Genomic DNA, 12,821 nt, shown 5'->3' with positions numbered 1-12,821 from the left:
GGACGACGCCGCTTCCACTCGTTCCGGGCGAGGTGCGGAGAACCGCGCCTCGCCCGGAGAACGGCTCGTGCTCGAACCGACCGGAGTGAGGTAGCCCAGCATGTCGACTCACGCACCCCGTCTCGCCCGCCCCACCCACAGCACACCCGGTGCCGGTGTCGGTGCCTGTGTCGGTCCCGGCACGGTCACCGACCGGCTCGTCGAGGCCAACCGTGCTTACGCCGCCGACTTCGCCGACCCGGGAATGGATGCCCGCCCGGTGCTGCGCGTGGCGATCGTGGCCTGCATGGACGCCCGTATCGACCTGCACGCCGCGCTCGGCCTGGAACTCGGCGACTGCCACACCGTCCGCAACGCCGGCGGTGTCGTCACCGACGACGCCATCCGTTCCCTGACGATCAGTCAGCGTGCGCTCGGTACCCGCAGCGTCGTCCTCATCCACCACACCGGCTGCGGTCTCCAGACCCTGACCGAGGACTTCCGGCACGAACTGGAACTGGAGGTCGGCCAGCGCCCGGCATGGGCGGTGGAGGCATTCCGGGACGTCGACCAGGACGTACGCCAGTCGATACAGCGCGTGCGTACCTCGCCGTTCCTGCCGCACATCGACGACGTCCGGGGCTTCGTCTTCGACGTGACGACCGGGCTCCTGCGGGAGATCGACCCGAGGCCGTGATCCTGCCTCCCCCTGCCCCTGCGGACATTTGGCTCACCTGTACCTGGTGTTCGGCGAAGGCGTTCAGGATGCTGTATGCAATCCATTCGAAGGGGTACTCCGTGCCGTACCGCCCGCACCGCTCATACCGCACAGCTCTCGCGGAAGTCCTCACCCGTGCCGTCGCACCCTGCGCCCAAGTCACCGGCGTGGAAGGCAGGTTCCCCCGTGGTGCCGTGACGGCCTTCGGGGCCACGGGACTGCTCGGGCTCACCGTCGCCACCGAGTTCGGCGGCGTCGGACTGGGCCTGGCGGAAGCCGCCGAGGTGGTGGCCCGGACCGCGCGGGTATGCCCGGCGACGGCGGCAGTGCTCCGGTCCCACTACACGGCCGTCGCCGTCATCGAGTCGTACGGCAGCCCCTGGGTGCGCGGCGAGATCGCAGCCGGACGCCATCTCGGCAGCCTCGCCCTCGTCGAGGACGACATCGGCGAGCGGGAGACGGAGTCCGACCTGCTCGCGACGCGCTGCACAGCCGTTCGCTCCGGTGGTGTGGTCGCCCTGCGTGCCCGTAAGCGCCGGGTGGTCGCGGCGGGGGAGGCCGACAGTTACGTCTGGTCCTCCAGGTCGCTCGGTGTGCCGGACGGCCTGAGTCTCTGGGGGGTGCCCGCGCATGCCCCCGACCTGTTCGTGCCCGCTCGGCCCGATGGTGCCGGGCCGCCCGGCAGCGGCACGTCCACGGTGCTCGCCGATCCGGTGCTGGTGCCCGCCGACGCGAGACTCGGCGCGGACGGCGGCGGGCGTGACATCGTGCTGCGTACGGTCCTGCCGTGGCTGCTCGAACTGGGGGCTGCCGCCGGTGCGGGGGTGCGCCCCTGCGCGGCCTCAGCGGCCCGACCGGCGAAAACCCTCGCGGCCTCCTGAACTCCGGACTCCGGACTCCGGCGCGCGGACGGCAACTCCGTCCGGTGAGTGGCCCGTTCGGATTCCCTCACGAACGCCGGACCCGACTCAGTCCTGGCCCGCCCCGGCGGCGATCTGCCTGCGGTAGAAGTCGGTCGTACGCTCGGTGTGCTTGCGCATGACCTCGCCGGCGCGGACCGCGTCCCCCTTGGCGATGGCCTTGATGAGCTGGGTGTGCTCGTTCCAGGCTTCCTTGCCGCGGGGCTTGGCGATGGGCGTGTAGTACCAGCGCACCTTCTGGCCCACCTGCGAGAGCATCTCGGCCAGGACCTCGTTGGCGGCCAACGAGGTGACGAAGGCGTGCAGGGCGGTGTTGGCCGCGACCAGGCGCTCGACGTCGTCGGCGGCGAGGGCGTCGACGCCCTGATTCTGGAGCTCGCAGAGGTGGTCGACGTCCTCGGGCTTCGCGTTCGCGGCGGCGAGCTGGGCCGAGTAGGTCTCCAGCACCGATCGGACGCCCAGCAGTTGGGCGGCCTCTTCCTCGGTGGGGGAGTGGACGAAGGCGCCTTGGGCGGGCCGCAGGTCGACCCAGCCGGCGGTCTGGAGGCGCTGCAGGGCCTCACGGACCGGTTGCCTGCTGACCCCGAGATGCTCGGCGAGCTCCGCTTCGACCAGGTGCTGACCGGGCTTGAGGGAGCCGTTGACGATCAGTTCGGTCAGGGCGTCGTACACGGCCTCGCGCAGCGGTGCCGGGCGGGTGACGCGCCGGGAGGCTGCGGCCGTGAGTGCCTCGCGCATGGTTGTCCCGTTCTGCCGCCGGGTCGACGGCTTCGCCAAGAGATGGCCGCCGTGAGGGTCGCCGACGACGGTTGCAGCATACAGGTTTTGGTATGCAACATGGCGACAGCTGTAAGGCGTGCCGGGCTTCTTCGACTGTCGTCTGTATACAGAAGTCTGTATGGGGTATTGTCTCAGTCTGCTGCAACCCTCGCCGGGGGACCCGCGTGACGGAAGGCGGAGCGATCATGACGACCAGCGGGAGTGACATGTCGGTCGAGAGCGTGGTCCGGAGGGTGGTGGCCGGCCACCGGGATCAGCGCGGCCCGCTGCTGCCCGTACTGCACGCGGTCCAGGCCGAGTTGGGTCATGTGCCGCAGGAGGCGATTCCGGTGCTGGCCGACGAGCTCAACCTCTCCCGGGCGGACGTCCACGGAGTGGTGACCTTCTACCACGACTTCCGCCGCGAGCCCGCAGGCCGTCACATCGTGCGCATCTGTCGCGCGGAGGCCTGCCAGGCCCTGGGCGCGGACCGCCTGGTGAGCTACGCGCGCGAGAGCGGACTGACCCCGGGGGAGACCTCGGCGGACGGCTCGGTCACCGTCGAGCAGGTCTTCTGCCTGGGCAACTGCGCCCTGGGGCCGGCGGTGGAGGCGAACGGACGGCTGTACGGGCGAGTGAGCCCGGCCCGACTGGGCTCCCTCCTGCGTGGGACGCCCGGCGAGACGCGAAACAACACGCTCGACGGGACGGTCTCCTCATGAACGACATGAACGACATGAACGACGCCTCGCACGGCACGGCGACCGTCTACGTCCCCCGCGACTCGGCCGCCAGGTCCGTCGGCGCGGACGAGGTGGCGGGAGCCCTGCAACGGGCCGCCACACGTGGGGACTTCGCCATCGACGTCGTACGCAACGGGTCACGCGGCATGCTGTGGCTGGAGCCGATGGTCGAGGTCGTGACCCCGGAGGGCCGCGTCGGCTACGGCCCGGTGACCCCCGAGGAGGTGGACGGACTCCTGGCCGCCGGCCTGCTGGACGGCGCGGACCACCCACTGCGGCTCGGCCTCGTCGACGAACTCCCCTGGCTGGCCCGCCAGACACGCGTCACCTTCGCCAGAGTCGGCGTGACCGACCCCCTGTCGACGCGCGACTACGTCGAGCACGGCGGCCTGGCCGGACTGCGCGCCGCTCTGGACATGGCGCCTGCCGACGTGGTCGCCGAGGTCACCGCGTCCGGACTGCGCGGACGCGGCGGCGCCGGGTTCCCGGCCGGCATCAAGTGGAAGACCGTGCTGGACTGCGCCGACGAGCTGAAGTTCGTCTGCTGCAACGCCGACGAGGGCGACAGCGGGACCTTCGCCGACCGCATGGTCATGGAGGGCGACCCGTTCCTGCTCATCGAGGGCATGACCATTGCCGCGCACGCGGTCGGCGCGAGCGAGGGCTACCTCTACATCCGCTCCGAATACCCGGACGCCGTCGCCACGATGCGCGAGGCGATCGAACTCGCCCGCGAACAGGGATGGTTGGGCAAGGGCATCCTTGGCTCCGCACTCGACTTCGACCTGCACGTCCGTGTCGGCGCCGGCGCGTACATCTGCGGCGAGGAGACCTCCATGCTGGAGAGTCTGGAGGGCAAGCGGGGCACGGTCCGGGCGAAACCGCCGATCCCGGCGATCGAGGGCCTGTTCGGCAGACCGACCGTGGTGAACAACGTCCTCACCCTGACCACCGTCCCGGTCGTCCTCGCGAACGGAGCCAAGGCCTACCAGGACCTCGGCGTCGGCCGCTCGCGCGGCACCCAGGTTTTCCAGCTCGGCGGCAACATCGAGCGCGGAGGCATCGTCGAGACCGCCTTCGGCATCACCCTGCGCGAACTGGTCGAGGACTACGGCGGCGGGACCCGAACCGGCCGCCCGGTGCGCACAGCGCAGGTGGGCGGCCCCCTCGGCGCCTATCTGCCGACGTCGATGTTCGACCTGCCGATGGACTACGAGGCGTTCGCCGAGGCCGGCGCGATGCTCGGGCACGGCGGGATCGTCGTCTTCGACGACAGCGTCGACATGGCGGCGCAGGCCCGCTTCGCGATGGAGTTCTGCGCCGAGGAGTCCTGCGGCAAGTGCACACCGTGCAGGGTCGGTTCGGTGCGCGGAGTCGAGGTGATCGACAAGATCGTGGCCGGTACGCACCGGGATGAGAACCTTGCCCTGCTCGACGACCTCTGCGACCTGATGACCGACGGCTCGCTGTGCGCGATGGGCGGGCTGACCCCGATGCCCGTACGCAGCGCCCTCACCCACTTCCCCGACGACTTCCTCGGCGGCCGTCGACTCCTGGACATCCAACCGGTCCGGGCGAACCAACCGGTCGGAGCGATCCAACCCGTACAGGCGAACGGCGTGAGGACGGAGGGAACGGCATGACACTCCTCAAGGAACCCGACTTCGGAACCCCGGAACGGCCCGGCCCGGCAACGGTGTCCGTGGAGGTGGACGGCCTGCCGGTGACCGTCCCCGAGGGCACCTCGGTGATGCGCGCCGCCGCGCAGGCAGGCATCGACATCCCCAAACTGTGCGCCACCGACAGCCTGGAGGCCTTCGGCTCCTGCCGGTTGTGCGTGGTCGAGATCGACGGCCGACGCGGCACCCCGGCCTCCTGCACCACACCGTGCGCCGACGGCATGAAGGTGAGCACGCAGACCCCGAAGGTGGAGAAGCTCCGCCAGGGCGTCATGGAGCTCTACATCTCCGACCATCCCCTCGACTGCCTCACCTGCCCGGCCAACGGAGACTGCGAACTCCAGGACATGGCAGGCGTGGTGGGGCTCAGGCAGGTCCGCTACGGCTACGAGGGGGAGAACCATCTCGAAGCCGAGAAGGACACCTCCAACCCCTACTTCGACTTCGACCCGTCCAAGTGCATCGCCTGCTCCCGCTGCGTACGGGCCTGCGGCGAGGTCCAGGGCACCTTCGCGCTGACCATCGAGGGGCGCGGCTTCGACTCCAAGGTCTCGGCCGGCGCCGGCGAGACGTTCATGGACTCGGAGTGCGTGTCCTGCGGCGCCTGCGTCCAGGCCTGCCCGACGTCGACGCTCCAGGAACGCTCGGTCGTCGAACTCGGCATGCCCACCAGGTCGGTTGTGACCACCTGCGCCTACTGCGGGGTCGGCTGCTCCTTCAAGGCCGAGCTGCGCGGCGACGAGTTGGTGCGCATGGTGCCCTACAAGGACGGCGGGGCGAACGAGGGCCACTCGTGCGTGAAGGGCCGCTTCGCCTTCGGCTACGCCACCCACCCCGACCGCCAACTCAAGCCCATGGTCCGCGAGAAGATCACCGACCCGTGGCGCGAGGTCGAGTGGGACGAGGCGATCGGCACCGTGGCCCGCCGTATGCGCGAGCTCCAGGACCGGTACGGCACGAGTTCGGTCGGCGCCATCACCTCCTCGCGCTGCACCAACGAAGAGGTGTACGTCGTACAGAAGATGGTGCGCGCCGCCTTCGGTAACAACAACGTCGACACCTGCGCCCGCGTCTGCCACTCCCCGACGGGATACGGACTCAAGCAGACCTTCGGCGAGTCGGCGGGAACCCAGGACTTCCGCTCCGTGGCCGAGGCCGACGTGATCATGGTGATCGGCGCCAACCCCACCGACGGGCACCCGGTGTTCGCGTCCCGGATGAAGCGCCGGCTGCGCGAGGGCGCCAAGCTGATCGTCATCGACCCGCGCCGCATCGACCTCGTACGCTCGCCGCACATCGAGGCCTCGCACCACCTCCAGCTCAGGCCGAGCACCAACGTCGCCGTCGTGAACGCCATGGCCCATGTGGTGGTCGCCGAGGGCCTGTTCGACCGGGACTTCGTGGACGCGAGGTGCGAGGACTTCGACGAGTGGGCGGAGTTCGTGGCCCGCCCCGAGAACAGCCCGGAGGCGGTGGAACCGATCACCGGCGTGCCGGCCGCCGAACTCCGGGCCGCCGCAAGGCTGTACGCGACCGCGCCCAACGGAGCCATCTACTACGGCCTCGGCGTCACCGAGCACAGCCAGGGCTCGACCATGGTCATGGGAATGGCCAACCTCGCGATGGCGTGCGGCAACATCGGCCGGGACGGCGTCGGCGTGAACCCGCTGCGCGGCCAGAACAACGTGCAGGGCTCCTGCGACATGGGCTCGTTCCCGCACGAACTCCCCGGCTACCGCCACGTCTCCGACGACGCGGTGCGTACCGTCTTCGAGAACCTCTGGGGCGGAACCCTCCTCGCCGAACCGGGACTTCGTATTCCGAACATGTTCGACGCGGCGATCGACGGCACCTTCCGGGGCCTGTTCGTCCACGGCGAGGACATCGCCCAGTCCGACCCCAACCTCAAACACGTCACCGCCGCGCTCGAAGCGATGGAACTGGTCGTCGTACAGGACCTGTTCCTCAATGAGACCGCCAAGTTCGCGCACGTCTTCCTGCCAGGCGCGTCGTTCCTGGAGAAGGACGGCACGTTCACCAACGCCGAACGCCGGATCAACCGGGTGCGCGCGGTGATGAAGCCGAAGACGGGCAAGCACGAGTGGGAGATCGTCAGCGAGATCGCCACCGCCATGGGTTACCCGATGGCGTACGACCATCCGAGCCGGATCATGGACGAGATCGCCTCGGTCACCCCCACCTTCACCGGCGTCTCCTTCGACCTCCTTGACAAGCTCGGCAGCATCCAGTGGCCGTGCAACGAGGCCGCGCCGGAGGGAACGCCCGTCATGCACGTCGACGAATTCGTGCGCGGCAAGGGCAGGTTCGTGGTCACCTCCTACGTGCCGACCAACGAACGCAGCACCCGCCGCTTCCCGTTGGTCCTGACCACGGGACGCATCCTCAGCCAGTACAACGTCGGCGCGCAGACCCGACGTACCGGCAACGTCGCCTGGCACCCCGAGGACATCCTCGAACTGCACCCGCACGACGCCGAGGACCGGGGCATCAAGAACGGCGACATGGTCACCCTGGCCAGCCGAGTCGGGCAGACGTCGCTGCGCGCGGAGATCTCCGACCGGATGCCCACCGGGGTCGTCTACACCACCTTCCACCATCCCGTGACCGGCGCCAACGTGGTGACCACGGAGAACTCCGACTGGGCGACCAACTGCCCGGAGTACAAGGTGACCGCCGTACAGGTCGGCCTCGCCCGACCCACGCGGGCGGCCGAAGCCGAACCGGCGGCGGACGACATGGTCATGGTGGTGGACTGAGATGGCCGCAGCCGCCGTACCACCGGAGCGCCGGATGGCGAACGACATCGCCGCGAACCACGGTCATCTGCCGGGTGACGTCGCCGCCGAGGCCATCGCCGGGCACGTGGACAGGTTCTGGGACCCACGCATGCGTACGCGGTTGTACGAGTTCGTCGACGCCGGAGCGGACGGTCTCGACCCGCTCGTCGTCGCCGCGGTGAAGCTCCTGCGCTGACCCGCCGGGTCGGACTCGCGCCGTCTCCCCTGTAGATCGTCGCGGGGGAGGCGCCGCGTACGCTGGGGCGGCCCCGGACAGAGAGGAGCCGTTCATGCTGTTCCGGCAGCTGGAGTACTTCGTGGCGGTGGCGAGGGAACGGCACTTCGCCCGGGCGGCGGAGTCCTGCTACGTGTCCCAGCCGGCGCTCTCGGCGGCGATCGCCAAGCTGGAACGGGAGTTGAACGTCACTCTGATCAACCGCGGGCACAACTACCAGGGCCTCACCCCGGAAGGTGAACGCCTGGTCGTCTGGGCCAAGCGCATCCTCGCCGAACAGGACGCGTTCAAGGCCGAGGTGGCCGCCGTCCAGTCAGGTATCACCGGAACACTGCGCCTGGGCACCGACCCCACCGCGTCCACGACCCTGGCGCTTCCCGTGGCCGCGTTCTGCGCGGCACACCCACTGGCCAAGGTGCAGGTCCGCTCCCGCCTCTCCACGAAGGAACTCCACCGCCAACTGCGCGACTTCGAACTGGACGTGGCGATCGCCCACTTCGACCCGGGCGACCAGGAGGGCCTTCAGGTCGTCCCCCTCTACCAGGAGCGGTACATGCTGCTGGTGTCGGACGATCAACTCGTCGCCCAGTCCGCCACCGTGACCTGGGCGGACGCGGCCCAACTGCCGCTCGCGCTGCTGACACCCGACATGCGGATCCGGCAGATCGTAGACACGGTGTTCGCGCAGAAGGGGTTCGTGGTGACCCCGCAGGTCGAGACAGACTCCATCGCCTCCCTCTACGCCCATGTGGGCGGCGGCGGTTGGGCGAGCATCGTCCCGCACACCTGGCTGCGCGCCATGCCGGTCGTCGGCCGGACACGAGCGCTGCCCCTGGTCGACCCGGAGGCCGGCGCCCAGGTCTCGGTGGCGATCCACGCGGCCACCCCCGGCTCGGTCGCCGCCCGCGCGTTCGTCAACGCCGCGACAGGCCTGTCCCTGGACGACCTGTTCGCCCGCCCACTGCCGACGGCCGAGCACCGCGTGCGCTGACCCTGGCCGGGGCGCGCATCGGGTCGGCGGAGCCTACCGGTTCGGGCGCGGACGCAAGGCAGTCTCACGGGGCCGACTACTCCGCCGGCCCGCCAGCTAGCCCCGCTGCTGAGCGCGGCGTGGGCTGGCTTCGGGCGGGGGCATGTGCGGGGGGTGGGCGGTGCCTTGCGATGCTGCCCCGTCGTGACGGGTGTCGCCTGGACGACTGCTTCGCGCGCCTGGCAGCCCGCCGCCCCGCTGCTGAGCGGCGGCGTGTGCCGGCTTCGGGCGGGGGGCGCGTGTTGGGTCGGCTGTGTCTTCCGATCCGTACCCGTCGCGACGGGTCTCACCGGAGCACTGCCTTGTGCACCCGCCGGCCCTGGCGTCAGGGCGCGTACCGGGCCCGTACCGCCTTCCGGTCCAGGCCGCCCTTCGCGGTGTACGGCAGGGCGGCGACCACGTCCAGCCGGTCGGGCACCTCGAACGGGGCCAGCCGGTCACGGCAGTACCGCAGGATCTCCGCGGCCGCCACGCTCTCGCCCGCCCGCATGACCACGGCGGCGGCGACCCGCTGCCCGTACACCGCGTCGGGCACGGCGAACACGGCCGCCTCGGCGACCCCCGGGCAACCGGTCAGGATGTCCTCGACGTGCTCGGGCGAGATCTTCTCCCCGCCACGGTTGATGACGTTCTTGATCCGCCCGGTCAGTGACAGATACCCCTCGGCGTCCAGCGTGCCCAGATCACCGGTACGCAGCCACCCGTCGACGAAGGTGTACGCGGAGGCGTCCCGGTCGGCGAGATAGCCGCGGGCGACGGTGGGACCGTGCACCCACACCTCGCCCTCGGCGCCCGCCGGGCACGCCCGCCCGCTGCGGTCGACGACCCGCACCTCGACCCCGGTCGGCCGCCCGACCGACCCCTGCTTCAGCGCCCCCCGCTCGGGCAGCGGCTCGCTGGTCGCCTGATGCGAGGACTCGGTCATGCCGTACGCGGACAGCAGCGGCGCGCCGAACGTCCGCTCCAACGCCCGCTGCGTGGCCGTGTTGAGGGGAGCACTGCAACTCCGTACGAACTTCAGGGACGGTGCCCGCGGCCCCGGATACTCCCGCTCCGAACGGTCGAGCAGAATCTCGTGGATTGTCGGCACTGCGGTGAACCAGGTGGCGGTCACGGCCCGCATGTCGTCCCAGAACGTACCCGCCGAGAACCGCCCCCGCTCGGGGAGCAGCACACATCCCCCGCTGGCCAGGGAGGCCAGCAGCGCCGCGAACAGCCCGTGGCCGTGGAAGAACGGCATCACCGCCACCGTCGCGTCGGCTGGGCTCAACTCGTAGGTGGCACAGATACCTTGGACGGACGCGGCCACATTGCTGTGGCTGATCGGAACCATCTTCGCCCGGTCGGTGGTGCCCGCGGTGAACAGGACGAGGGCGTCCCGCTCGGACAACTCGCCCGCAGCGCAAGGCACTTCGGGAACGGAACAGGTGTCGAGCGTGACCGTCGCCGTGCCCGCACGGGAGGCGTCCACCCGCAGAGGCCACACGGGAACCGGCAGCGCCGCGACGGACACCGAAGGACCGACCAGAACCGCTCGTGCCCCCAACGCCGCTATGCGTGCTGCCAGTTGAGGAGCCGGAAGCGCCGGGTCCAGCGGGGCGACCACCACTCCGGCCCGTGCCGCACCCAGCAACGCCACGACGAATTCAGCCGTGTTGGCGCAGATCAGACCGACCGCGTCACCCCGCCCCAGTCCGGTGCGGGTGAGCCGGGCGGCCACGTCGTCGGCCAGCGCGGCGAGGCCGCGGTAGGAGAGGTGCACGCGTTCGCCGGTGACGACCAGAGCCCGGGCGTACGGGCGTTCACGTACCTGCCGGTCGAGGAGGTCGACGAGTCCCGTGACCGCCGGAGGCCGGTACCGGTTCGCGTCACGCACGGATGCCGCGGTCGGGACCGTCATGACCCCACCTCCCTCGCGCCGGATCCGATGTTGCAGTCCTCTGCGAGCGTGCGGCGACCCGCGACCGGCGTCCAATACGCACTGGTGAACGGCCGATAGCAGGCGTCTATCAAGGGAGTTGGCGACGCCTCCACCAGCGGTCGATAGACGCTGTTTATCGGCTGGTCGCCGATGGGTCTTGGACGCGGGCGGACGCGCTGCGGATGGTGAGAGAAGTAGCCGCTCCGGCAGGACCTGCCCAAGGAGGACCTCGGACCATGACCGCCCCCTCGCCCCTGGAGACCGCGGCAGCAGCCGACGTTCCGACCGAGCTCACCGACGGGTACCACCTGGTCGTCGACGCGCTGAGGATGAACGACGTCGACACCATCTACGGAGTGGTCGGCATCCCGATCACCGACCTGGCCCGCCTCGCCCAGGCACAGGGCATCCGCTACATCGGCTTCCGGCACGAGAGCAACGCCGGACACGCGGCGGCGGCGGCCGGCTACCTCAACAAGAAGCCCGGCGTGGCACTGACCGTGTCGGCGCCCGGCTTCCTCAACGGCCTGGTCGCCCTGGCGAACGCGACCACCAACTGCTTCCCGATGGTCCAGATCTCCGGCTCCAGCGAGCGCCATCTCGTCGACCTCAAGCAGGGCGACTACGAGGAGATGGACCAACTCGCCGCCGCGCAGCCCTTCGTGAAGGCCGCCTACCGGGTCAGCCGCGTCGAGGACATCGGCCGGGGCATCGCCCGCGCACTGCGCACCGCGATCTCGGGGCGCCCCGGCGGCGTCTACCTCGACATTCCCGCAGCCGTGCTCGGCGCCATCATGCCCGCGGCGGACGGCGCGAAGACCCTCAGCCGTCTCGTCGACCCCGCCCCGCGCCAGCTGCCGGCGCCGGAGGCCGTGGACCGCGCGATCGAGCTACTGGCGGGCGCCGAGCGGCCGTTGGTCGTCCTGGGCAAGGGCGCCGCGTACGCGCAGGCCGACGACCGGGTCCGCGACTTCATCGAGTCCACCGGCATCCCGTACGTCCCGATGTCGATGGCCAAGGGCCTGCTGCCCGACGACCACCCTCAGTCGGCGGCCACCGCGCGCTCCCTGGCGCTGAAGAAGGCCGACGTCGTGATGCTGATCGGCGCCCGTCTCAACTGGCTGCTGGGCCACGGCCAGACAGGGTGGAACCCCGAAGCCAAGTTCATCCAGATCGACATCGACCCCAGGGAGATCGACAGCAACCAGCCCATCGCCGCCCCGCTCGTCGGCGACATCGACTCGGTGCTCGAAGCACTCGCCGAACGGACCAAGCCCGGCCGTATATCGGCCCCTTCGGCCTGGCGGGAGGAGCTTGGAGCGCGCTCGGCGCAGAACGTGGCCAAGATGGCCGAGCGTCTCGCGGCCGACCCGCACCCCATGCAGTTCATGGGTGCCCTGAAGGCCGTACGCGATGTCGTCCGCGCACGCCCGGATACGTATCTCGTCAACGAGGGCGCCAACGCCCTGGACATCGCGCGCAACGTCATCGACATGCACGTACCGCGCCACCGTCTCGACAGCGGCACCTGGGGCGTCATGGGCATCGGGATGGGGTATGCGATCGCCGCCGCCGTCGAGAGCGGCGCACCGGTCATCGCCGTCGAGGGCGACAGCGCCTTCGGTTTCAGCGGCATCGAGATCGAGACGATCTGCCGCTACAACCTGCCCGTCATCACCGTGATCATGAACAACGGCGGTGTCTACCGGGGCGACGACGTCAACCCGTACGACGACGCGCCCTCGCCGACGACCCTCATGGGCGCGGCCCGCCACGACCTCATGATCGAGGCGTTCGGCGGCAGGGGCTACCGCGCGACCACACCGGCAGAGGTCACCGCCGCCCTCACCGAGGCACTGGCCTCGGGTGGCCCCGCCCTCATCGACTGCGTGATCGACCCCTCGGCCGGCACCGAGAGCGGCCACATCTCGCACCTCAACCCCAAGGGCATCACCGTCGGCAACATCACGGCCGCGAAGAAGTGACCCCGAGCCCCTCCTCATGCACCTCGAACTCCCTCTCCGTACGCGTACGTTCAC

Annotated in this window: 10 protein-coding genes; 8 read left to right on the top strand and 2 right to left on the bottom strand. The window is 70.2% G+C overall.

Annotated features, from left to right (window positions below; all coding sequences use genetic code 11):
* Nucleotides 1-100: 100 nt before the first annotated feature.
* Both PV734_RS06660 and PV734_RS06655 read left to right on the top strand, forming a co-directional pair.
* Nucleotides 101-676, top strand: a complete 576-nt coding sequence (locus PV734_RS06660; protein WP_319288919.1) for a carbonic anhydrase — start codon at nucleotides 101-103, stop codon at nucleotides 674-676.
* A 101-nt stretch (nucleotides 677-777) separates the two neighbouring features.
* Entirely contained in the window at nucleotides 778-1,578 is an 801-nt protein-coding gene (locus tag PV734_RS06655; protein WP_319288918.1) for an acyl-CoA dehydrogenase family protein, read from the top strand.
* Between the two features lie 87 nt (nucleotides 1,579-1,665).
* Here PV734_RS06655 and PV734_RS06650 read toward each other — a convergent pair whose 3' ends face one another.
* On the bottom strand, nucleotides 1,666-2,355 hold the full coding sequence (locus PV734_RS06650; RefSeq protein WP_319288917.1) for a GntR family transcriptional regulator: 690 nt from the start codon (nucleotides 2,353-2,355) through the stop codon (nucleotides 1,666-1,668).
* Nucleotides 2,356-2,582: 227 nt separating this feature from the next.
* On the opposite strand from PV734_RS06650, the gene PV734_RS06645 reads away from it, so the two are divergent.
* The 5 genes from PV734_RS06645 (at nucleotide 2,583) to PV734_RS06625 (ending at nucleotide 8,822) form a co-directional block, all read left to right on the top strand.
* On the top strand, nucleotides 2,583-3,098 hold the full coding sequence (locus PV734_RS06645) for a formate dehydrogenase subunit gamma (protein ID WP_319094745.1): 516 nt from the start codon (nucleotides 2,583-2,585) through the stop codon (nucleotides 3,096-3,098).
* Nucleotides 3,099-3,112: 14 nt separating this feature from the next.
* Entirely contained in the window at nucleotides 3,113-4,762 is a 1,650-nt protein-coding gene (locus tag PV734_RS06640) for a formate dehydrogenase beta subunit (RefSeq protein WP_319094930.1), read from the top strand.
* On the top strand, nucleotides 4,759-7,575 hold the full coding sequence (fdhF, locus tag PV734_RS06635) for a formate dehydrogenase subunit alpha (protein WP_319288916.1): 2,817 nt from the start codon (nucleotides 4,759-4,761) through the stop codon (nucleotides 7,573-7,575). The genes PV734_RS06640 and fdhF overlap by 4 nt, the downstream gene beginning before the upstream one ends.
* Nucleotides 7,576-7,609: 34 nt before the next feature.
* The gene (locus tag PV734_RS06630) at nucleotides 7,610-7,792 is read left to right on the top strand and encodes a formate dehydrogenase subunit delta (protein ID WP_319094931.1); all 183 of its coding nucleotides are present in this window, start codon (nucleotides 7,610-7,612) and stop codon (nucleotides 7,790-7,792) included.
* Between the two features lie 94 nt (nucleotides 7,793-7,886).
* Nucleotides 7,887-8,822 (top strand): LysR family transcriptional regulator, encoded by a 936-nt coding sequence (locus PV734_RS06625; protein ID WP_319094747.1) that lies wholly within the window; start codon nucleotides 7,887-7,889, stop codon nucleotides 8,820-8,822.
* Nucleotides 8,823-9,186: 364 nt separating this feature from the next.
* Here PV734_RS06625 and PV734_RS06620 read toward each other — a convergent pair whose 3' ends face one another.
* Nucleotides 9,187-10,761: a FadD7 family fatty acid--CoA ligase gene (locus tag PV734_RS06620; protein ID WP_319288915.1), complete on the bottom strand. Its 1,575-nt coding sequence runs from the start codon at nucleotides 10,759-10,761 to the stop codon at nucleotides 9,187-9,189.
* Nucleotides 10,762-11,018: 257 nt separating this feature from the next.
* On the opposite strand from PV734_RS06620, the gene oxc reads away from it, so the two are divergent.
* Entirely contained in the window at nucleotides 11,019-12,767 is a 1,749-nt protein-coding gene (gene oxc, locus PV734_RS06615; protein ID WP_319288914.1) for an oxalyl-CoA decarboxylase, read from the top strand.
* The last annotated feature ends 54 nt before the right edge of the window (nucleotides 12,768-12,821 follow it).

Source organism: Streptomyces sp. AK08-02 (genome assembly GCF_033795085.1).
Classification (GTDB): domain Bacteria; phylum Actinomycetota; class Actinomycetes; order Streptomycetales; family Streptomycetaceae; genus Streptomyces; species Streptomyces echiniscabiei.
Note: the sequence above shows the minus strand (reverse complement) of the source record. Positions and strands in the feature narration are given on the sequence as shown.